Below are 20736 nucleotides of genomic sequence, written 5' to 3' on the forward strand. Positions count from 1 at the left end.
TTATTGCAGCTTGAGTGCAATTTTTTTGAATTCAAATGCCCGGCAAGGCGAGCCGTGGCGGCGTAGCATGCGATGCGAACCAGGTAGAGGATGGGCGTGATGCGGCGGCTTGACGTGGAGGCGGGGTTGGCAGCGGAGCGTGCGCTGCTGGAGCAGGTGCACCGAGGGGAACGGGACGCGGGCGTACTGCTCTGGCGGCCGTTGGACCGTGCCCTGGTGATGCCCGCGCGCATGAGTCGTCTGCCGGGCTTCGAAGTGGCGCGGGCGCGCTGCGAGGCGCTGGACTGGCCGGTCTCGCTGCGGGATACCGGCGGCGAGCCGGTGCCGCAGTCACCTGGCGTGCTGAACATCGCCCTGGCCTATGCGGTGCCGACCGGGGAGAGCGAGCTGACCCGGATCGAGACCGCCTACCTGCGCCTGTGCCGCCCCTTGTGTGACTGGCTGGCGGGGCAGGGGCTGGAGCCGGGCATCGGCGAGGTGCCCGGGGCCTTCTGCGACGGGCGCTACAACGTGCGGCTGGGCCCGCGCAAGCTGGTGGGCACGGCCCAGCGCTGGCGCCGCCGCAGCCAGGACGGGCGCCACGTGGTGCTGGTGCATGGGGCGATGCTGGTGGAGGACGAGCGTGAAGCGATGGTGGCAGTGGTCAATGCCTTCTATGCGGGGTGTGGCCTGCCGGATCGCTGCGAGGCCGCAAGCCACGTGGGTTTGGCCGAACAGCTGGAGCGTCCCTGGGATGCCCTGTCGACCTTGTTGCCCGGTATGCGGCGGACGCTGGCGGAAGGCGGAGTTGCCCTGCCGGAAGCCTGATGTGAAAAAAGTTGCTTCAGGGCCTTCCCAGCCCCCACCGGGTAGGCACTATCATCGCCGCTCCCCAGTGCCCGCACTGCAGGCTGCCTGAAGGCGCCGCACCCGCCGCCGCTGTGCCGGACCCGCTCGGAGCATCCGCTACAACCGCCAGGACGGCGCCGCATGGGTTCCTGCCAGCCACTGCGCGTGACGCCTTCACCCAACCCGCCGGGCCCGTTCGCATTCTCTCGATGGATGGACACCGCCCCCATGAGTTCAAGCCGTAGCCCGATCGGGCCGTATCGCCCCACGCTGCGCAGTCACCTGGCCTTCACCGTCTATTCCGGCCTGGTCTTCCTGGTTCTCTACACGCTGCTGCGCGGGGCCTTGCTGATCTACAACCGCGAACTGATCGGCAGCACCCCGGCCTCGACCTTCGTCGAGGCCTTCATCAACGGCTTCCGTTTCGACCTGCGCCTGACCATCTACGCCCTGGCGCCGCTGCTGCTGTCCATCCCCTTCGTCACGGCCATGTCGCTGCGCCGGCTGCACCTGGCCTGGCTGACGGTGTTCGCCAGCCTGACGCTGTTCTTCGGCATCCTCGAACTGGACTTCTACCGCGAGTTCCACCAGCGCCTGAACAGCCTGGTGTTCCAGTACATGAGCCAGGACCCGAAGACCGTGATGAGCATGCTCTGGTACGGCTTCCCGGTGGTGCGTTATCTGTTGGCGTGGGCCTTGGTGACCTGGCTGCTGTTCAGGCTGTTCAAGCGCCTGGATCGCGCCACCCGGCCCGCCGGTGCCGCGCTTGAGGCCTCGCCCAGCCTGGGCGGGCGCAGCCGGGTAGCGCCCTGGTACGTACGTGTCGGCGTGTTCGGCCTGTGCCTGGTGCTGGCCGTGGTCGCCGCCCGTGGCACCCTGCGCCAGGGCCCGCCGCTGCGCTGGGGGGATGCCAATACCACGGATTCGGCCTTCGCCAACCAGTTGGGCCTGAACGGCACGCTGATGCTGGTCAACGCCGCCCAGGCGCGTTTCTCCGTGACCAACGAGAACGTCTGGAAGGCCACCCTGCCGGATGAGCAGGCGCTCTCGGTGGTGCGCGAGATGCTGCTGACCCCGCAGGATCGCCTGGTGGACCCGGCCACCGCTGCCGTGCGTCGTGTGCTGACGCCCGAGGCCGAGCGCACCCTGCCGATCCGCAACGTGGTGGTGATCCTGATGGAGAGCTTCGCCGGCCACTATGTCGGCGCGCTGGGCGGCAAGGGCGACATCACCCCGAACTTCGACCGCCTGAGCAAGGAAGGGCTGCTGTTCACCCGCTTCTTCTCCAACGGCACCCACACCCACCAGGGCATGTTCGCCACCATGGCCTGCTTCCCCAACCTGCCGGGCTACGAATACCTGATGGAGCAGCAGGAGGGGACCCACAAATTCACCGGCCTGCCGCAGCTGCTGAGCGCCCGCCAGTACGACGACCTCTACGTCTACAACGGTGATTTCGGCTGGGACAACCAGATGGGGTTCTTCGGCAACCAGGGCATGCGCAACTTCATCGGGCGCAATGACTTCGTCAACCCGGTGGTGTTCGACCCCACCTGGGGCGCCTCCGACCAGGACATGTTCGACCGCGCCGCCCAGGAGCTGCGTGACAACTACGGCAAGAAGCCCTTCTACGCGCTGCTGCAGACCCTCTCCAACCACACGCCCTATGCGCTGCCCAACCCGCTGCCGGTACCGGCTGTGACCGGCTTCGGCTCCAATGACGAGCACCTGACGGCCATGCGTTACTCCGACTGGGCCCTGGGGCAGTTCTTTGAGAAGGCCAAGCAGTCGCCGTACTACAAGGACACCCTGTTCGTGGTGGTGGGCGACCATGGTTTCGGCGCGCCCGAGCAGCTCACCGATATCGACCTGTACCGCTTCAACGTGCCGCTGCTGCTGATCGGCCCCGGCATCCAGGAGAAATTCGGCGCGCGCACCGACGTGGTGGGCAGCCAGATCGACATCGTGCCCACCATCATGGGCCGGCTGGGGGGCGAGACCCGCCACCAGTGCTGGGGCCGCGACCTGCTCAGCCTGGCGCCGGAGGACAAGGGCTTCGGTGTGATCAAGCCCTCCGGCAGCGACCAGACCGTGGCCATCGTCAGCGGCGACCGCGTGCTGATGCAGCCCCGTGGTGGTGAGCCGCAGCTGTTCCGCTATCAGCTCAACAGCGAAGGCCAGAGTACCGGCCGCATCGAGGACCCGGCAGCGGTCAAGGCCCTGAGCGAGCGCCTGGAAGCCTTCCTGCAAGTGGCCACCAAGAGCCTGCAGGGCGATACCGCCGGCCTGGAGGACCCGAAGCGCTAGCCGGCCGTTGCCAAACGACCTGCCTGTGCGCTTCGTCGGTTGCCGCGCGTTCAGCGCGCGGGCGGGCCTAAGGTGAAGGTCCGGCGTCCACCCGGCGCCGGACCCACCGGGAAGGCTCCACCGGGCCTTCCGCTCCAGAGGAGGCCGCGCCATGAACGCCAGCAACCGCTGCACCTACCGTGACCATGTGATCACCGCCCACCTGATCGAGCACCCCGGCATTCCCACCCCCTGGGCCGGCGGGGTGCACATCACCGCGCCGGACGGCCACCGCACCCGACGCATTCCGCTCCCCGCCGATGCCGCCTTCCTGGCCGAGGAGGACAGCGCCCGCCGCGCATCCATCGCCCACGGCCGCTGGCTGGTGGACCGCAGCCTGGACCAGGGCATGCGCCTCGGCTGAGGCGCTTCGTCCCGTTGCCTGAACCGGAACGGGCTTCGGGCGGTCGTTGAGAAGGAGGGCGCCGGATTCGCCGGTGCTGCCTGTCTGGACAACTGCCCGGCATGACTTTGCCCGGGCCAGGAGGATCGACCATGGTCGCTTTCGAGCCGCAATCCCGTGATACCGCCACCCCTGATGCCGGCAACGTGCAGGGCTGGGAGCGGATGTTCTGCATCGGCACCGGCGTGGCCATGCTGGGTTCCGGCGTGCACCGGGGTGGGCCGGCAGGCTGGTTGCGCGCCGCCCTGGGCTCCGTGGTGCTGGCGCGGGGCCTGAGCGGTCACTGCCCGGTCAAGCGGGTGATCGCCGAGCGCCATTCAGAGCTGGAGGCACTGCGGGCTCGCATCGAGGAAGCCGCCGGCAAGCTGGCAGCCTGGGAGAAGGCACAAGCGAAAGGGTGATGGCGGCCCCCCAGGGCCGGAAAAGAAAACGGCAGCGCCAGGGCGCTGCCGTTACACCTCTGGCGGGTGCTTACTTGCCGTAGTTGCGGCGGAACTGGGCGATCAGCTTCTCGGGCTTGGGCTCTTCCTTGATCAGCACGTACACCACGCGCTGGCCATCGGGGCCGCCGCCGATGTCGACGTAGCTGAAGGTGGGCTCGCCGATCTTGTACATGTCCATCATGTCGCCGTAGCGGCTGAACACGTAGATGATGCCGTCTTCGTCGCGCAGCTCGCCGTAGAAGGGCTGGGCCGGCGGCAGGCTGACATCCAGGAAACGCTGGGCGCTGGTCTTGGCTTCCTTGCCCTGGTCCTCGGCCTTGAGCACCAGGATGATCTCGCGACCGAAACCGTCCTGCTTGCCGGTGTCCTTGCGCACGGGGGCGGCGCCGTTGGCGACGTAGTTGCGGTAGGTGGCGTAGTCGTCGAAGACGAACAGTTCCTTCTCGGTACGGATCTGGTACCAGTCCTCGTTGTTCAGGGCCTCCACCTTGGCCGGCGCGGCCGGCTGGGTGGCGCAGGCGCCGAGCGCCGCGGCCACCAGGGCCAGGCTGAAGCTGCGGATGAAGGTCTTGGTGTTGGGCATTGCGGTTCCTCCCCGGTAATGGTGAGACGCGAATCTGCCCGAGTCCTGTGACGGCCACATGACAGCCAGGTGCACGCGCTGTGACAGCCTCGCCGATACCGGGAACAGAGGCTGCACCTGATCGGTGGCTGCAACAATCATTTGATCCTTTCGGGTTTTATCTACCGAAGCAGAGCCAATACAGTGGCGCACCCCGGCCAGAAGGCCGTCTTTCCCGATCTCGGAGGTGCCCATGGCCACTGCCACCCTGCATTACTTCCATGACCCGTTCTGCGGCTGGTGCTACGGCGCCGCGCCCCTGGTGGCGGCTGCCCGCGCGGTGCTGCCGGTGCGCGCCCACGGCGGCGGCATGCTCGCCGGCCCGGCCCGCCAGCACGGCGGCGAGCAATGGCGGGGCCATGTGCTGCCCCATGACCGCCGCATCGCCCAGATGACCGGCCAGGTATTCGGCGACGCCTACCTGGACGGGCTTCTGCGGGACCCGGAGGCGGTGTTCGACTCGCTGCCGGCCATCGCTGCCGTGCTGGCGGCCGACACCCTGGCAGGCAAGGGCCTGGACATGCTCGCGCGGCTGCAAGTGGCCCACTACGGCGAGGGACGACGCATTGCCGAGGCGGCGGTGCTGGTGGCCCTGGCGGCTGAACTCGGCCTGGAGCCGGAAGCGTTCCGCAGCGCCCTCGACCAGGCGCTGGCCCATGACGTGGCCGGGCACATCAGCGAAACCCGTCGCCAGATGGCGCGCCATGGGTTGAGCGGGTTCCCGTCCTTCCTGCTGGAAGTGGACGGCCGCTTCGAGCGGGTGGATGCCTCGGCCTTCCTCGGCCAGCCGGCCCAGTGGCGTGCGTGGCTGGCCCAGCGTCTCCAGGCGCAGGGGGCTGCCTCGGTCGCCGAGGCGGTAGATGGCCCGAGCTGCGGGCTCGACGGTTGCGTGTGAGGTGAGAACGATGAAGAGCAACCTGCAGATCATTGCCGACCACTACGAGGCTTCGGCACGCGGCGACCTGGCCGGCATGCTGGCAGAGGTCGCGTCCAATGTGCGTTGGACCGAGATGGACGGCTTCCCCTGTGCTGGCACCTGGGTCGGCCCAGAGGAGGTGGTGGCCCAGGTGTTCAGCGTGCTGGCGCGGGACTGGGAAGGTTACCGCTTCGAACTGGATGCCCTGGTGGATGGCGGTGCCAGCATCGTCGGCATCGGCACCTACCGGGGCGTGCACCGCACCACCGGCAAGGCCATGGCGGCGCGTGTGGCCCACCACTGGCAACTCGAAGGCGGCCGCATCACGGCCTTCGAGCAGTTCACCGACACCTTGCGGGTGGCCCAGGCCATGGCCTGACGCCTCGGGGTGGCGCATTCGTCGAAGCCGGCCACACTTGGATTCACGAGCAAGGGGTTTGACCGTCCGACGATTGACGCCATCAAAATGACATCGCTGGACTACGCTCACTCACAGGGACCTCTCTCCACTGGAGGCACGTGTATGAAAGTCCTGATAGCCGATGATTCCAGCCTCTCCCGCAAGCTGGTGCTCAAAGCCCTCCCCGAGCTGCTCACGGAGGAGGTGAGCCAGGCCGCCAACGGCCAGGAAGTGCTCGCCGCCTACGAGGCCGGCCAGGCGGAGATCATCTTCCTCGACCTGACCATGCCGGTGATGGACGGTTTCGAAACCCTGGAGCACCTGCGCAAGTCCGAGGCGGAGGCCATCATCATCGTGGTCAGCGCCGACATCCAGCCCCTGGCCCGGCAGCGGGTGATGGAGCTCGGCGCGGCGGCCTTCATCAAGAAGCCGATCACCAGCGAAGCGATGCAGGCTGTTCTCCATGAAATCGGAGTCGTGTAATGGACATGCTCACCGAGGACCAGCGCGACGCGCTGCAGGAGCTGATGAACGTGGCCATGGGACAGGCCGCCGACCAGTTGGCACGCTTGACCGACACCTTTGTGGTGCTCTCGGTGCCGCGCATCCACAGCGCCTTCAGCCTCAGCGATGCCCAGGTGCCGGAAGAGCTGGGCGGCTGCCAGGTGGTGGACGTCACCCGCCAGTCCTTTCTCGGGCAGATGCGCGGCGAGGCGTTCGTCTGCTTCGGCTGCCACGGTGCCGACCAGCTCGCCGACCTGATGGGCTATGACGAGCACGACACCCAGCAGCGCGAGGAGCTGATGCTGGATGTCACCAACATCCTCAGTGGCGCCTGCATCAACAGCCTCGCGCAGCAGTTCGAGATCCCGGTGAGCTATGGCGCCCCCTCGGTGTTCTCTCGCCATGCGTCCTTTCAGGACGCCTTGGGCGCCAAGTCCCTGCAGGACCATCGGGCGCTGATCATGGAGATCCGCTTCGAGGTCGAGGCCTGCGAATTCAGCTGTGACCTGCTGCTGTGCATCGCCGAGGAGACGGTGGGCAGCGTGCTGGCGGTCATCGACCGGTTGCTGAGTGAGCTGTGACATGAGCGCCCCAGGCTCCCCGGGTCCGTCCTCCTCGGTGCTGGAAACCGTGCTGGAGAACATCAACCTGGGGGTGCTGGTGGTGGACGCGGATTGCCGCGTGCTGTTCTGGAACCGCTTCATGGTCATCCACGGTGGGCGCATGCCGGAGGATGCGGTCGGACGCTCGCTGTTCGAGCTGTTTCCCGAGCTGCCCGAGCGCTGGTTGCGGCAGAAGGTGCGCGGGGTACTGACCCTGCGCAACCTGGCCTTCACCACCTGGCAGCAGCGCCCGCACCTGTTCCCCTTCGGCGGCACCCGGCCGATCACCAGCCAGCTGTCGAGCATGTACCAGAACTGCACCTTCTTCCCCTTGGAGAACGAGCAGGGCGAACCGGCGGCGGTGTGCATCACCGTTGCCGATGCCACCGACACCGCCGCCCGCCAGCAGGACCTGGAGCGCCTCAATGCCCTGCTGGAAGTGGAGAAGGAGCAGCAGGCGCAGTTGATCCGCCGCCTGGAAGAGGCCCAGGCGCAACTGCTGCAATCGGAGAAGATGGCCGCCATCGGCCAGCTTGCCGCCGGTGTGGCCCACGAGATCAACAACCCGGTGGGCTTCGTCTATTCCAACCTCAACAGCCTGCGCGGTTACCTGGAGCAGCTCATGGGGCTGGTGGACGGCTTGCAAGCGAAGATCGAGACCTGTGGCGATCCGGCCCTGGTGAGCGAGTGCCGGGCGTTGAAGCAGGCCGCCGACTACGACTTCCTGCGCGAGGACACGCCGATCCTGCTCAACGAGTCCTGCGATGGGCTGGAGCGGGTCAAGCGCATCGTCAAGGACCTGCGGGATTTCTCCCACGTGGACAACGGCGAGTGGCAGATGGCCGACCTGCACCATGGGCTGGACAGCACGCTGAACGTCATCTGGAACGAGATCAAGTTCAAGGCCAAGGTGGTCAAGCACTACGGCCAGCTGCCGCCGGTGCAATGCATCGCCTCGCAGATCAATCAGGTGTTCCTCAACCTGATCGTCAATGCCGCCCAGGCCATCGTCGATCACGGCACCATCACCCTCACCACCGGCACCCAGGGCGACGCGGTGTTCATCGACATCCAGGATGATGGACCCGGTGTGCCGGAAGACCTCCGGCGGCGCATCTTCGAACCCTTCTTCACCACCAAGCCGGTGGGGAAGGGCACTGGGCTCGGGTTGTCGGTTTCCTACAACATCATCGAGCGCCACCACGGCACGCTCAGCGTGACGTCGCCTGCCGAGGGCGGGGCCTGCTTCCGCGTCGTGCTACCGGTGCGCCAGCCGCCCGGTGAGCTGCCGGCCTCGCCTCAGGTCTCCAGGTAGGGCGCGAACAGCTCGCCCAGCATCTCCTCCGGTGATTGCAGGTTCTCCAGGGTTTCGGCCGCCAGCACATCCAGCAGGACCAGGCCATTGACGCTCTGTTCCGCGCGACTGGCGGAACGCAGGCGCTCGGCCAATCCCAGGTTCACCTCGCGCAGGGCCCGGTACATCGCCAGCAGGCCGTCGATGTCGTAGTTCGCGCTCAATCCATGCCGCTGACGCAGGTACTGCCCGATGAAATAGGTGCCCAAGGCCCGGAACAGGGTCTCCCCAGCACCGCTGAAGGGCTGGTGGAAGTGCGCCATCGGGGCCAGCAGCCGGGTGCGCGGGCATCCCGAGGTTGCACCGATCAGGCCGATCAGCGAGCTGAGCACCCGCTGCAGTGAGGTCACCTGCTCCAGGTGGCGGCCGTGCCAGTCTATGCTCACTTTCACCATGTCGAACGAGCGCCTTCCCTCCAGCACACGCAAGGGGCCCGTCAGGGCCAGGGCGAAGGGGCAGTAGGGGGTGACCTCGGCACGCAGGGGGCAGTTGCGGCACTGGCAATGCTCCAGCCGCGCCCATTCCGGGGCGGGGTCCGGCTGGGGGGAGGGCGCCTCCAGCGACACTTCAGCACCGTCCTCGAACGTCAGGTGGTAGTGCGCTAGGGAATTCGTCGCGTGCATGGGACCTCCCGGCGTGAAACGGTTTCCGACGAAGTGACAGTAGACTGACGTCAAATTGCCATCATCTACAATCCGCGTGCCTATACTCAGCTTAGGCCCGATGTGAACAGGTGCTCTCCCATGAGCTCGACGGTTCTCCAGCAACAGATGGTCGCAGCGGTGGAGCAGATCCCCGCCGGCTTCCTGCTGCTGGACGGGTCGCAACGGGTCCTCTACTGCAACCCCTTCATCCACCAGCGCTGCTCGCGTGACCTCTCCGGCATCGTCGGCATGCACCTGGTGGAGGCCTTTCCTGAAGTCGACACGCCGCGCTGGCACGGTCTTTTCGACCAGATCCGGCAGGGTGGGCAGCCGGTGCAGACCATCTGGCACGACCAGCCCTACCTGATCCTGCTCAGCACCCAGCCGGACGATGACGAGCCGACACCGCTGCCGATGCTCCAGGCCACCCTGCTGTACCGCATCGAGTCCGACCCCGGCGAGGCGCTCTACGGCCTGGCGATCTTCGACAGCAGCCGCGCGGCGGCCAATCCGGCGTTGCAGCATGCCCTGATCGCACTGCGCAGCAAGCATGGTGAACTGCACGAGCTGAGCATCAAGCTGCAGGCCGCCAACCGCCAGCTGCTGCAGTCGGAGAAGATGGCCGCCATCGGCCAGCTCGCCGCCGGTGTGGCCCACGAGATCAACAACCCGGTGGGCTTCGTCGCCAGCAACCTCAAGACCCTGGTGGGTTACGTGCATCAGCTGCTGCAACTGGTGGACCAGATGAGCGAGTGGGGCGGTCTGGAGCTGGAGCGCTTGAAGAGCCAGTTCGACTACGACTTCATCCGCGACGACATCAACGGGCTGCTGAGCGAGTCCGCCGATGGCGTGGAGCGGGTCAAACGCATCATCTCCTCGCTGCGCGACTTCTCCCACAGCGGGGACGAGCGCTTCGTGCCCGCCGACCTGCACGAGGGCATCCGCAGCACCCTCAACGTGGTCAACAACGAGGTGAAGTACAAGGCTGAGGTGGTGTGCGACTTCGGCGACCTGCCGTTGGTGGAGTGCATACCCGCACAGATCAACCAGGTGGTGATGAACCTGCTGGTCAACGCCGCCCAGTCCATCGAGAGCTTCGGGCACATCGTCATCCACACCGAGCGCATCGGCGACGAAGTGCTGATCGAGGTCAGCGACAGTGGTTGCGGCATCCCCGAGAGTCAGCTGATGCAGATCTTCGACCCGTTCTTCACCACCAAACCCGTCGGCAAGGGCACCGGGCTGGGACTCGCGCTATCGTTCAGCATCGTGGAGAAGCACGGCGGCAGCCTCACCGTCACCAGCGAGGTGGGCCAGGGCTCGACCTTCCGTATCCGCCTGCCGATCCACCAGGGAGAAACCAGTGGAGGAGCACACCATGACTGACGTACAAGACAGCCTGCCGCGCCCGCGCGTCATGCTCGTCGACGACGAGGAGAACATCCTCAACAGCCTCCGACGGTTGCTCCGGGGTCAGCCCTACGACCTGGTCATGGCCCACAGCGGTGACGAGGCACTGCAACTGTTCGAGGCCCAGCCCATCGACCTGGTGGTGTCCGACGCACGCATGCCCGGCATGGACGGCGCCACGCTGCTGGCCGAGATCCACAAGCGCGACCCGGGCTGCATGAGCGTGCTGCTCACCGGCTACGCCGACATCAACACCATCATCACCGCCATCAACGAAGGGCAGATCTACCGCTACCTGAGCAAGCCCTGGAACGATGAAGAACTGCTGCTGACCATCCGCCAGGCCCTGGCCTACCAGTTCGCCGAGCGCGAGCGCGAGCGCCTGCAGCGACTGACCCAGGAGCAGAACCAGCAGCTCAAGAACCTCAACGACAACCTCGAGAAGCGCGTCCAAGCACGCACCGCCGAGCTGCAGCAGACGGCCGACATGCTCGACCTCGCCTACGAGGAGCTGCGCCGCAGCTACGTGCTCAGCACCGAAGTGTTCTCCCTGCTGGTCAACCAGCGCCTGCCCCGGGAGAAGCAGACCAACCAGCAGATCATCGCCCTGATCCGCGCCTTCGCCGCCGACCTCGGCATGCCCGAGGACCAGGCCCGCGACCTGAGCATGGCCGCCGCCCTCTACAACATCGGCAAGCTGAGCCTGCCGGATGCGCTGATCACCGGCCCCTCGGACCTGATGCACAGCAAGGACCGTGACCTCTACCGGCGCTACCCCTCTCAGAGCGAATCGGTGCTGATGGCCCTGGAGCCGCTGCACGACGCCGCCCGCCTGATCCGCCACCACCAGGAGCGCTGGGACGGCTCCGGCTTCCCCGACCACCTGCGGGGCAACGACATCCCCCTGGGCTCGCGCATGCTCAAGCTGGCGGTGGACTTCGTCGAACTGCAATGCGGCCTGGTGCTGGAGCGCCGCCTCAATCGCGACGAAGCCCTGCTGTTCATCCGCAAGTACGCCGAGCGGCTCTACGACCCGGAACTGGTGGAGCGCTTCGTCACCATCTGCTCCACGGTCATGCCCGACGTCACCATCGGCGACCCAGGCGTGCGGGCGGTGGACACCCGGCATCTGGAGCCCGGCATGGTGCTGGCGCGCAACCTCCACGCCGACAACGGCATGTTGCTGCTCAACGAAGGCAAGGTCCTCTCGGACCTGCTGATCCGCAAGCTGATTGCCTTCGAAGGCATCGAATCGGCTTCCTACACCTTGTTCGTCCGTGAGCCTGAAGCGGCCAAGCCCCGCGCTCACCTGGAGTGATGCCATGTCCAGATTGCTGCTGCTGGATGACGAGCCCGCCGTGGTCAATGCCATCTGCCGCGAACTGCGCGGAGAGGGCTGGCAACTCGACGCCTTCACCGACCCCCAGGTAGCCCTGGAGGCGTTGTCGCAGAACACCTACGAGCTGATCCTCTCCGACCTGCGCATGCCCGAGCTGGACGGCATCGCCTTCCTCCAGTTCGCCAAGCAGCTGCAGCCCGACGCCCTGCGCCTGCTGCTCAGCGGCGACAGCGACCGCGAAACGCTGGTGCGCGCCATCAACCGGGCCGAGGTCTACCGCTTCATCTCCAAGCCCTGGGACGCCTACGAGCTGCGCAGCACCCTGCACACCTGCCTCGAACTGCAGCACAGCCAGGTCGAGCGCAAGGCGCTGCTCGAACGGGTCAGGCAACAGCAACACGCCATCGACGCCCACGAGGCGCACCTGCGGAAGATGCGCCAGGAACACCCCGAGATCTTCGCCGTCGCCCGGAGCGAGGACGGCGCCATCCTGCTCGAGGACGAGAGCGAACCGGAGCCTCGCTGATGGACATCCAAACCCCTGCTTCCGCCTCCCTGGCGGACAGGATTGCCGCCCAGGGACCCTGCGCCCCGGGTGCCTTGCTGGCATTGATCGACCTCGACGACTTCCACATCCTCAACGCCCACCACGGCCTGGAAACCGGCGACCTGGTGATGCTGCACCTCGAGGACCGCCTGCGAGAGGCCCTGCGTGACGGCGAATGGCTGTGGCGCAACGGCCCGGACAGCTTCCTGCTGGGCGTGCCGGATGGCCGCGACACCCCCGACCGCCTCGGCGCCTCCCTCTGCGCCCTGGTGGAAGCACCGCTGGAACTGGCCGGGCAGGTGTTCCACCTGCGTGCCAGCGTCGGCCTGGCGGTGGCCTGGGTACGCGACCGCACCTTCGCCAGCCTCTACAGCCGCACCGAGCTGGCCCAGCGCGAAGCGCGCCGCGAAGGCGGCGGGCGCTACCGCTACCTCGACGAAGCCCGCCTGGTGGCCGCCCGACGCGAGGCCGAACTCTGCGGCCAACTGCGCGCCGCCCTGCGGGAAGAGCAGCTGGTACTGCACTACCAGCCACAGATCCATTGCCAGACCGGCGAAATATGCGGCTACGAAGCCCTGGTGCGCTGGCAGCACCCCACCCGCGGCCTGCTGGGGCCGGACAAATTCATCCCGGTGGCGGAGCGGCTGGGGCTGATGGTGGGGCTCGGGCAATGGGTGCTGGGCCGCGCCATCGCCGATGCCCGCGCGCTGCTGGCGGAGAAGCACGCCACCCTCGCGGTGAACCTGTCGCCCTCCCAACTGCGGGACCGTCAACTGGTGGGTTTCGTCCAGCGCACCCTGCAGCGCCACGGCCTGGAGGCCTCGCGGCTGGAGCTGGAGATCACCGAGTCCTGCCTGCTGGACGACGAAGCCCTGGTGCGCGAGCAACTGGCCGGCCTGCGTCGCCTTGGCGTACGCCTGGCCCTGGACGACTTCGGCACCGGCTTCTGCAACCTCGGCTACCTCCAGACCCTGCCGGTGGACCGGGTCAAGGTGGACCGGTGCTTCCTCAGTGGCACCGGCGAGGACGCCCACGCCCTGGCCTTGTTCCGCGCAATGATGGCCATGCTCCAGCACCTGTCCGTGGAAGTGCTCTGCGAAGGTGTGGAGCAGGAAACCCAGATGCGCCTGCTGCAGAGCCTGCGCTGCAACCAGTGGCAGGGCTACTTCGCCGCCCGGCCGATGCCCCTGGACGCCGTCGTGCCCTGGCGCGGCCAGGCACGGCGCTGGTTCCCCCAACCGGCCTGCGCCGACCACCCCGACGCCCCCACGCTGCTGCTGGTGGACGACGAACCGGCCGTGCACGGCGCCCTGCGCCGCGTATTGCGGGGTCGTGGCTGGAACGTGCTGTGCGCCGGCAACGCCGAGGAAGCCTTCGCCCTGCTGGCCAGCCAGCCCGTGCAGGTGATCATCTCCGACCACGCCATGCCGGGCATCACCGGGGTGGAACTGCTCAGCCGCGCGCGCCAGCTCTACCCGGCGTGCCGGCGCATTCTCCTCACCGGCCACAACGACGCCCAGACGCTGATGCAGGCCATCAGCCAGAGCGCGGTCTGTCGCTTCATCAGCAAGCCCTGGAACGACGCCCACCTGGTACAGGCGGTGGAGTTGGCGTTGCAGTAAAGGGGGAAGAGCAGCATGGATGCCGCGCTGAAAAAAGGGGCCCTTGGGCCCCTTTGTCGTGTCGAGCGGTTGCTCAGATATCCCACACCAGATTGACCGCGAAATTACGCCCCGGCTGGGTCAGCCGATCGAGGTTGGCCGGGCTGGTCACGCCGGCCTCGCCGACACCGTCGTAGCCCCGCACGTCATCCCACAGCCAGTACTTCTTGTCGGTGAGGTTGTAGAGGCCCGCGTTCACCGTCAGGTCGTCGGTCAGCTTGTAGTAGCCGGTCAGGTCGAGCACGCCGAAGCCCGGGGTCTTGAACTGGCTGCTGCGGCCATCCGGGGCGTTGAAGTCGCCCTGGTCGATGCGGGTCTTGCGCTTGACCAGGGTCCAGCTCAGCAGGGTCCCGTAGGTGTCCTGCTCGTAGCCCAGGCCGAACACGCCGGTCAGCGGGTTGACGCTGTTCAGCGCCGCGCCGGTGTCGTCGTCGCGGCCCCGGGCGTAGGCGATGGAGGCCTGGCTGTAAAGGCCGGTCGGGGCACCGAAGGCGTCCAGGTTCAGCCGGCCCTTGGCCTCGATGCCACGGATGCTGGCGTGGGCGATGTTCACGCTCTTGAAGGTGGTACCGCTGGTGGCGACGCTGGCGTTCTCGTCGATGAAGTCGCGGTACTCGTTGTAGAAGGCCGCCACGTCGAAGCTGCCGGCATCGAACTGGCCGCGCAGGCCCGCTTCCACGCCGCGGCTCTTCTCCGGCTCCAGGTTGGGGTTGGGCTCGACCACGTAGCCGCCGGCGATGTTCTCGAAGCGGCCGTAGAGCGCCTTGGCGCTCGGCGTGCGGAAGCCCTCGGCGTACTGGCCGAACGCGGTGTAGTGCTCGTCGAACTCATAGGTGACGCCGAACTTGGGCGAGACGCGGTCCCAGGTCTGGGCCTTGTCGCTGAAGGCGGTGACGCTGGCGTTGCTGATGGTGGCGAGGAACTCGTTGGTCAGCTCGGGCTTCAGGCGGGTGTAGTCGTAGCGCAGGCCCGGCAGGAAGGTCCACTGGTTCCAGCGGATCTGGTCCTGCAGGAACAGGCCGTAGGTCTGGATGGTCGGGTCCGGGAAGTCGCTCTGCGCAGCCAGTACGTCACTGGCGCTTATCTGGCCAACGCGGTTGGTGCAGGTGCCCACCGAGGCGGCGCACACGGCGGTGCCGCTGCGCAGGCCGGTGACTTCCTCGCGCTTGAGGCTGGCACCGTAGGTCAGCAGGTGCTCGGTCTCGCCCAGGGAGAAGGCCTTGTCGAACTGCGCATCGAGCACCCAGAGGCGGTCCTTGTAGGTGGTCTCCCGGTAGCGCATCACGTCACGCGAACTGAAGCCTGTTGGTACGTAATGCTCTTCAGTGCTCTGGTCGGTCTTGGCCAGTTGGTAGTTGAGGCTCCACTTCAGGTTGTCCGCCAGCAGGCTGTCCAGGGCCAGGGTGTGCTCCAGGCCGAAGCGCTCGCGGGTGATGGTGTCGTTGCCTGTCCGGGAGCGGTACCAGTTGAAGGCGTTGTTGCCGATGAACGGCCCGCCCACGGCGCTGAGCTGGTTGGTGTCGCGGTCGTCCTTGTACTTCTCGTAGGTCAGCTGAAGGCGGTCGGTGTCGTTGTAGTTCCAGCCCAGCTTGGCCAGCAGGTTGGTGGTGCGCACGTCTTCCGGGTTGGCTTCGGTGCGGCCCAGGCCGGTGCCGCCATGGCCGCCGTAGGACTCGGTCTCGTGGCCGTTGCGCTGGGAGAGATGCAGCAGGGCGTCGAACTGCTCGTGACGGCCGGCGACGGTGCCGGAGGTGAGCCAGCTGTCGTCGGCGGAGCTGTAGCCGGTCTTCAGGCGGGCGCCGGTGTCGCGGCCGGGCTTGATGATGTCGTCGGCGTCCAGGGTGAAGTAGCTCACCGCACCACCGATGGCGTTGCTGCCGTACAGGGCCGAGGCCGGGCCCCGGAGGATCTCCACGCGCTTGACGATCTCCGGGTCCACGTAATTGCGGTGGGTCTGTGCGTAGGGGCCGTAGAAGAAGCTGTTGGGCACCTCGACACCGTCCACCTGGGTCAGCACCCGGTCACCGTCGATGCCACGGATGTTGTAGCCGGTGATGCCGGCACGCTGGCCGGCGCCGCCTACCGAGACGCCGGGCTCGCCACGCACCAGGTCCTTGATGCTGTTGACGTTGCGGCGGTCCAGCTGCTCGCGGCTGGCCACGCTGACGCTGGCGGGCACCTCGCTGGCACGCTGCTCCTGGCGGGTGGCGGTCACGGCCAGGGGTTGCAGTTCCATGGCCAGGCCCGGGGTCGCGGTCTTGAGCAGCACCACGCTGCGTTCGCCCACCAGCTTGTAGTCCAGCCCGGTGCCGTTGAGCAGGCGCTTCAGGGCCTGTTCGGCCGGCAGCCGGCCGTTGACGCCCGGGGACTGGAGGCCGCTGGCCAGGTCCGCCGAGAGCCCCACCTGCCAGCCACTGGTGGCGCTGAAGGCATTGAGCGCATCCACCAGGGGCTGGCGGGCGATGGTAAAGCTGTAGCCGCCCTGGCTGGCCAGTTGGCCGGTTGCCTGAGGCGCAGCGCCTTGGGCGCTGGCGGGTGCGCTGCCCAGAGCGATGGACAGGGCCAGCAGCGAGAGGCTGGCAGGGTGGGCGAGGCGACGCAGGGCGGGGGAGGTGGAACGCGTGGTCATGGGTTCGGCTCTCTTCGGTCCGTCTGATGATGCGCATCTAATGCGAATCAGTTGCATTGGCATCTGACCAGACGAACGTCCCGCCGCAATCGCGTAAAAAAACTTTCAGCCGGCTTTGCCGCAGAGCCGTCCCGCGCCTGGAACGGGCCTGAGCGACTTCCCGGAAACGGCAGCCGCGCCGCTGGCGCATCGCGGATCAATCCGCTCCCACCGGGTGCCGCCAGGTGGGTTGGGACATTCCCTGCATGGCTGCCACGTACGGGGCATCGATGCGGTTCGCCGGGCTCACCGCATCCTACGGGCTTCACACAAAAGGCAGCGCGCCATTGGCTCTGCGCGGATGACCCTGCCCCCAGACTGGCGTGTCGCCGGTCGGGGCGTAGGGTTGATGGTGCTTTTTCCATCCACCAATTGCGTTCGCCGAGACCCCGCAGGGTGGACCGATGAAGCGCGGCCTCCCCCTACGTCCTGGCAAGAATCACCTTTGCCGTGATGAGAAATCAGAAGCCCTATCGACCTCGCCTCGCTACGGCAAATGGACATGAAACTTCCCACGCAGGCTCCAACGTAGCCCGGGCTTCAGCCCGGGGAATCCGCGCGCAAGACACCCGGCCCGTGCCGCCAGCAAGCGCGCAGGGGCCCGCATCCGAGACAGTCATGTGGTGTGGAGAAGGGCGGCAGGGCGCCGGGATCAGTCGATGACCACCAGCGCGGGGTACTCGTGCAGGCGTGCGGCGGTGATGTCCGCCAGGGCGCGGACCACGGCGATGGGGTCGTCGAGGCGGTAGTTGCCGGTCACCGCGCGTTCGCCCAGGCGCTCGTCGGTGTTGATGATCCAGCCGGGGTAGTAGCGCCGCAGCTCCGCCAGCACCTCACGCAGCGGGCAGTCCTGGAACACCAGGCGACCACGCACCCAGGCCAGGTCCTCGGCTGTCAGGCGGCGCCGATCACTGAAGCCATCTGGGCCGATGCGCACGCTGTCGCCAGCGGCGAGGCTCATGCGCGCATCGCTGCGGCGGGAGCGCAGGTCCAGCTCGCCGCGTTCCACGCTGACCTCGGCTTCGTCCCCCAGGTAGCGCACGGCGAACGTGGTGTCGCGTACCGACAGGCTCACGGGGCCGGCTTCCACCTCGAACGGGCGGCTGGGGTCCCGGGCCACGTTGAAATAGGCCTCGCCCTGCAGCAGGCGTGCGCTGCGCTGGGTCGGGTCGATGTCGGCGGCGAAGGCCGTACGGGTGTTGAGCAGTACCCGCGAGCCGTCGGCCAGCTCCACGGTCTGGCGCTGGCCGGTGGCGGTCAGGTGGTCGGCCTGCACGCGCAAGACCAGCTCGTTGTGAAAACCCACGCCCACCGCCAGCAGCACCGCGGCTGCCAAACCCCACAGCGGACGCAGCCGGCGGCCGGAGCGGGGACGGGCGAGGGTGGGTTCCAGACGGGCAGCGGCTTCACCGAGCAGCGGGGCGTTCCACATCCGCCGCGCGGCCTCGAAGGCGCGGGCGTGCTCGGGGGATTGCGTACGCCAGCACTCGAAGCGCTGGCGGCACGCGTCGTCGGCTTCCTCCAGCAGGATCAGCCAGTCCAGCGCCTCGCCCAGGCAGGCCGGGTCCACCGGTGGGTGGGCATCGGAAGCAGGGCGGTGATCGTCGGGCACGGGCGCGTCCTCGGGGCGGGGGGCGCCTATTCTTGTCGAACCCGGGCAGGAGCGAAACCCCGTCATGCGGGCGGGTCCAGCCGGCTCATCAGGGTGAGGCAGAGGGTCATGATCAGTTTCAGTTCCTTCTGCACCGTGCTGGGCGAGACGCCGAGCTGCTCGGCGATCTCGCCGTAGCTCAGGCCATGCAGGCGGCTGAGCACGAAGATCCGCTGCTGGCGGGGCGTCAACTGGCCGAGGGTGTCGCCCAGGCGCTCCAGCAGGCGCTCGGCATGCAGGCTGTCCTCGGTGGAGGAGGTGGGGGCCGCCACGGCCTCGATCACCGCCTCGGGCACGTCCTCCAGCAGCGTCCGTGACTGCATGCGCACGCGCCGCAGGTGATCCAGGGCCAGGTTGCGCCCGGTCTGGAAGAGGAACGGCTCCAGGTGGTCGATGGGCCGCTCGTGGAGGGTCCGCGCCACCCGCAGGTAGGTTTCCTGCACCAGGTCCTCGGCCACGCTGGGGCTCTTCACCATGCGGGCCAGGGTGCGCAACAGCGGCATGCGCTGGGCGAGGAATACGGCATCGAGGTTGGAAGGGGTCACTGCGACATCCGGCCACCAGAAAGTCGCAAATGATAATTGCTTTTATTTGTGTTGGGTAGCGGCCCGCTCAGTCCCGCTTGCGCTGCCTTGGCGCCTCCGCCTCGGCCGTGTGCGCATCGTGCAGGCGGCGCGTGTCGCTGCGCACCTGGGCGTGGCTGATCAGGGCGAAGATCAGGCTGCCGCCGACGATGTTACCCGCCAGAGTGGGGCCGGCGAAGTCGAGCCAGAAGGCCGCCCAATCGAGGTGCCCGGCGAACACCAGGTAGGACACCTCCGCCGAACCGACCACGATGTGGGTGAAGTCCCCCAGGGCCATCAGGTAGGTGACGAGGATGATCAGCAGCGGCTTGGCGCTTTCCTGGGAGGGGATCATCCACACCAGGGTGGCGATCATCCAGCCGGAGACGATGCCCTTGGCGAACATCTGGCCGTTGTCGTTCTCCATCACCTTGCGGCCGATGTCGAGGAAGGCACGGTCCGTGGCGCCGTCGAAGATCGGCAGGTGCAGCATCACCCAAGCCACCAGCAGGGTGCCGGCCAGGTTGCCCGCCAACACCACGCTCCACAGGCGCAGCAGGCGGCCGAGGTTGTGCAGGGTCGGTTGGCTCATCACCGGCAGCACGGCGGTCAGGGTGTTCTCGGTGAACAGCTGCTGGCGCGCGAGGATCACCGCCAGGAAGCCCGCCGAGTAGCCCAGGCTGGCGATCACCTGGCTGGAGGGGCTGTCCGGCAGGCGCGCATGCAGCAAACCCATCGCCATCAGCGACAGGCCCATGGTCAGGCCCGCTGCCAGGGCCGACCACCACAGCGCGGCGGCCTTGCGCTCCAGTTCCTGGTCGCCCTGGGTGCGGATGATCTCGTGGAGCACCGCCGCCCGGGGCGGCTGGTTCTCGTTCACGTCCTGGCGTTCGCGGGGGGACAGCCCCGGTGTCTTGCCGTCTTCGCTCATGGCGGGCTCCTGCAGGTGATGCAGGGTTGATCCTCGCAAGTGGCGTTTGGTTCGGCTGCGTTTCGTGCCGCTCGGCGGCTGGTGGAAGGAGTCGCCGCTGGCTAGGATGGCGGCCTGTTTTCGGAGGCCCGCGATGGACACGCGCTACCTGATCGACATGCGCCTGAAGGCCGACAAGGCCGAGGGCCGCAGCGACTACCCCTATTCGCTCCCGGCGGTCAGGCACCTGGGGCGCCTGGAGTTCAGCCCCACCGTGACCTTCCTGGTGGGGGAGAACGGTTCGGGCAAGTCCACCCTCATGGAGGCGCTGGCCGTGACCCTGGGCTTCAACCCCGAGGGCGGCACCCGCAACTTCAACTTCGGCACCTGGGCCTCCCACTCCGAACTGCACCAGGCCCTGCGGGTCGGCAAGGGCGTGCGCCGCGCCCGCGATGGGTTCTTCCTGCGGGCGGAGAGCTTCTTCAACGTCGCCACCGAGATCGAGCGGATGGACGCCGAACCCGCCCCGGCGCCGCCGGTGATCGACTCCTACGGCGGGCTCTCGCTGCACGAGCAGTCCCACGGCGAATCCTTCTTCGCGCTGATGATGAATCGCTTCGGCGGCAAGGGTGTCTACCTGCTGGACGAACCCGAGGCCGCGCTCTCGCCCCAGCGCCAGCTGGCGATGCTGGCGCGCATCCACGATCTGGTGAAGGACGACTCGCAGTTCGTCATCGCCACCCACTCGCCGATCCTCATGGCCTACCCGGGCGCCTGGATCTACCAGTGCGGGCCCCAGGGCTTCGAGCGGGTGGACTACGACGACACCGAACACGTGCGGGTGACCCGGGGCTTTCTCGCCAACCCCGCACGCACGCTGCGCACCCTGCTGGATTGAGCCTGCCCACCACCTACGGACGGACCC

At 67.4% G+C, this 20736-nt stretch carries 20 protein-coding genes; 14 read left to right on the forward strand and 6 right to left on the reverse strand.

Annotated features, from left to right (window positions below):
- Nucleotides 1–90: 90 nt before the first annotated feature.
- From RTK35_RS10155 to RTK35_RS10170, 4 genes are all read left to right on the forward strand, one after another.
- A complete protein-coding gene (locus tag RTK35_RS10155) occupies nucleotides 91–807 on the forward strand; it encodes a biotin/lipoate A/B protein ligase family protein (RefSeq protein WP_172433848.1) in 717 nt (238 codons plus the stop codon).
- Between the two features lie 249 nt (nucleotides 808–1056).
- Nucleotides 1057–3135 (forward strand): LTA synthase family protein, encoded by a 2079-nt coding sequence (locus RTK35_RS10160; protein ID WP_410478643.1) that lies wholly within the window; start codon nucleotides 1057–1059, stop codon nucleotides 3133–3135.
- A gap of 151 nt (nucleotides 3136–3286) precedes the next feature.
- On the forward strand, nucleotides 3287–3538 hold the full coding sequence (locus RTK35_RS10165) for a hypothetical protein (RefSeq protein ID WP_172433846.1): 252 nt from the start codon (nucleotides 3287–3289) through the stop codon (nucleotides 3536–3538).
- Nucleotides 3539–3669: 131 nt separating this feature from the next.
- On the forward strand, nucleotides 3670–3978 hold the full coding sequence (locus RTK35_RS10170) for a DUF2892 domain-containing protein (RefSeq protein WP_044399468.1): 309 nt from the start codon (nucleotides 3670–3672) through the stop codon (nucleotides 3976–3978).
- A gap of 70 nt (nucleotides 3979–4048) precedes the next feature.
- Here the strand turns inward: RTK35_RS10170 and RTK35_RS10175 are convergent, their stop codons facing one another.
- Nucleotides 4049–4603, reverse strand: a complete 555-nt coding sequence (locus RTK35_RS10175; protein ID WP_044399465.1) for a hypothetical protein — start codon at nucleotides 4601–4603, stop codon at nucleotides 4049–4051.
- A gap of 232 nt (nucleotides 4604–4835) precedes the next feature.
- On the opposite strand from RTK35_RS10175, the gene RTK35_RS10180 reads away from it, so the two are divergent.
- The 5 genes from RTK35_RS10180 to RTK35_RS10200 all read left to right on the forward strand — a co-directional run bounded on the left by RTK35_RS10180 (nucleotide 4836) and on the right by RTK35_RS10200 (nucleotide 8379).
- The gene (locus RTK35_RS10180; protein WP_172433845.1) at nucleotides 4836–5537 is read left to right on the forward strand and encodes a DsbA family protein; all 702 of its coding nucleotides are present in this window, start codon (nucleotides 4836–4838) and stop codon (nucleotides 5535–5537) included.
- A 10-nt stretch (nucleotides 5538–5547) separates the two neighbouring features.
- Entirely contained in the window at nucleotides 5548–5937 is a 390-nt protein-coding gene (locus RTK35_RS10185; protein ID WP_074972158.1) for a nuclear transport factor 2 family protein, read from the forward strand.
- 144 nt (nucleotides 5938–6081) lie between these two features.
- Complete coding sequence (locus RTK35_RS10190; RefSeq protein ID WP_074972160.1) at nucleotides 6082–6441, forward strand: response regulator; 360 nt, start codon at nucleotides 6082–6084, stop codon at nucleotides 6439–6441.
- Nucleotides 6441–7043: a chemotaxis protein CheC gene (locus RTK35_RS10195; protein WP_139233677.1), complete on the forward strand. Its 603-nt coding sequence runs from the start codon at nucleotides 6441–6443 to the stop codon at nucleotides 7041–7043. The genes RTK35_RS10190 and RTK35_RS10195 overlap by 1 nt, the downstream gene beginning before the upstream one ends.
- 1 nt (nucleotide 7044) lies before the next feature.
- The gene (locus tag RTK35_RS10200; protein ID WP_044399442.1) at nucleotides 7045–8379 is read left to right on the forward strand and encodes an ATP-binding protein; all 1335 of its coding nucleotides are present in this window, start codon (nucleotides 7045–7047) and stop codon (nucleotides 8377–8379) included.
- Here RTK35_RS10200 and RTK35_RS10205 read toward each other — a convergent pair.
- A complete protein-coding gene (locus tag RTK35_RS10205) occupies nucleotides 8364–9041 on the reverse strand; it encodes a DUF6901 family protein (RefSeq protein WP_172433844.1) in 678 nt (225 codons plus the stop codon). The two genes, RTK35_RS10200 and RTK35_RS10205, sit on opposite strands and share 16 nt — an antisense overlap.
- Before the next feature lie 120 nt (nucleotides 9042–9161).
- Between RTK35_RS10205 and RTK35_RS10210 the strand changes: the two genes are divergently transcribed.
- Genes RTK35_RS10210 through RTK35_RS10225 form a run of 4 tightly spaced genes read left to right on the forward strand, consistent with a single transcriptional unit; the run spans nucleotide 9162 to nucleotide 13980 of the window.
- The gene (locus RTK35_RS10210) at nucleotides 9162–10448 is read left to right on the forward strand and encodes an ATP-binding protein (protein ID WP_236214549.1); all 1287 of its coding nucleotides are present in this window, start codon (nucleotides 9162–9164) and stop codon (nucleotides 10446–10448) included.
- Nucleotides 10441–11790: an HD domain-containing phosphohydrolase gene (locus RTK35_RS10215; protein ID WP_208275782.1), complete on the forward strand. Its 1350-nt coding sequence runs from the start codon at nucleotides 10441–10443 to the stop codon at nucleotides 11788–11790. Before RTK35_RS10210 ends, RTK35_RS10215 begins: the two co-directional genes overlap by 8 nt.
- A 4-nt stretch (nucleotides 11791–11794) precedes the next feature.
- Nucleotides 11795–12337: a response regulator gene (locus RTK35_RS10220; RefSeq protein ID WP_044399431.1), complete on the forward strand. Its 543-nt coding sequence runs from the start codon at nucleotides 11795–11797 to the stop codon at nucleotides 12335–12337.
- Nucleotides 12337–13980 carry an EAL domain-containing protein gene (locus RTK35_RS10225; RefSeq protein ID WP_316907914.1) on the forward strand — a complete coding sequence of 548 codons (1644 nt, stop codon included), beginning with the start codon at nucleotides 12337–12339 and terminating at the stop codon, nucleotides 13978–13980. The genes RTK35_RS10220 and RTK35_RS10225 overlap by 1 nt, the downstream gene beginning before the upstream one ends.
- 73 nt (nucleotides 13981–14053) lie before the next feature.
- Here the strand turns inward: RTK35_RS10225 and RTK35_RS10230 are convergent, their stop codons facing one another.
- From RTK35_RS10230 to RTK35_RS10245, 4 genes are all read right to left on the reverse strand, one after another.
- Entirely contained in the window at nucleotides 14054–16648 is a 2595-nt protein-coding gene (locus RTK35_RS10230) for a TonB-dependent receptor (RefSeq protein ID WP_316907915.1), read from the reverse strand.
- A gap of 691 nt (nucleotides 16649–17339) precedes the next feature.
- Nucleotides 17340–18365 carry a FecR family protein gene (locus RTK35_RS10235; RefSeq protein WP_410478644.1) on the reverse strand — a complete coding sequence of 342 codons (1026 nt, stop codon included), beginning with the start codon at nucleotides 18363–18365 and terminating at the stop codon, nucleotides 17340–17342.
- Nucleotides 18362–18883, reverse strand: a complete 522-nt coding sequence (locus RTK35_RS10240) for an RNA polymerase sigma factor (RefSeq protein WP_279801826.1) — start codon at nucleotides 18881–18883, stop codon at nucleotides 18362–18364. Before RTK35_RS10240 ends, RTK35_RS10235 begins: the two co-directional genes overlap by 4 nt.
- Nucleotides 18884–18950: 67 nt before the next feature.
- Nucleotides 18951–19832, reverse strand: a complete 882-nt coding sequence (locus RTK35_RS10245; RefSeq protein WP_316907917.1) for a formate/nitrite transporter family protein — start codon at nucleotides 19830–19832, stop codon at nucleotides 18951–18953.
- A gap of 133 nt (nucleotides 19833–19965) precedes the next feature.
- On the opposite strand from RTK35_RS10245, the gene RTK35_RS10250 reads away from it, so the two are divergent.
- On the forward strand, nucleotides 19966–20709 hold the full coding sequence (locus tag RTK35_RS10250) for an AAA family ATPase (RefSeq protein ID WP_044399406.1): 744 nt from the start codon (nucleotides 19966–19968) through the stop codon (nucleotides 20707–20709).
- Nucleotides 20710–20736: the final 27 nt, after the last annotated feature.

It is taken from the genome of Pseudomonas sp. zfem003, assembly GCF_032621675.1.
In the GTDB taxonomy this organism is placed as follows: Bacteria; Pseudomonadota; Gammaproteobacteria; order Pseudomonadales; family Pseudomonadaceae; genus Metapseudomonas; species Metapseudomonas otitidis.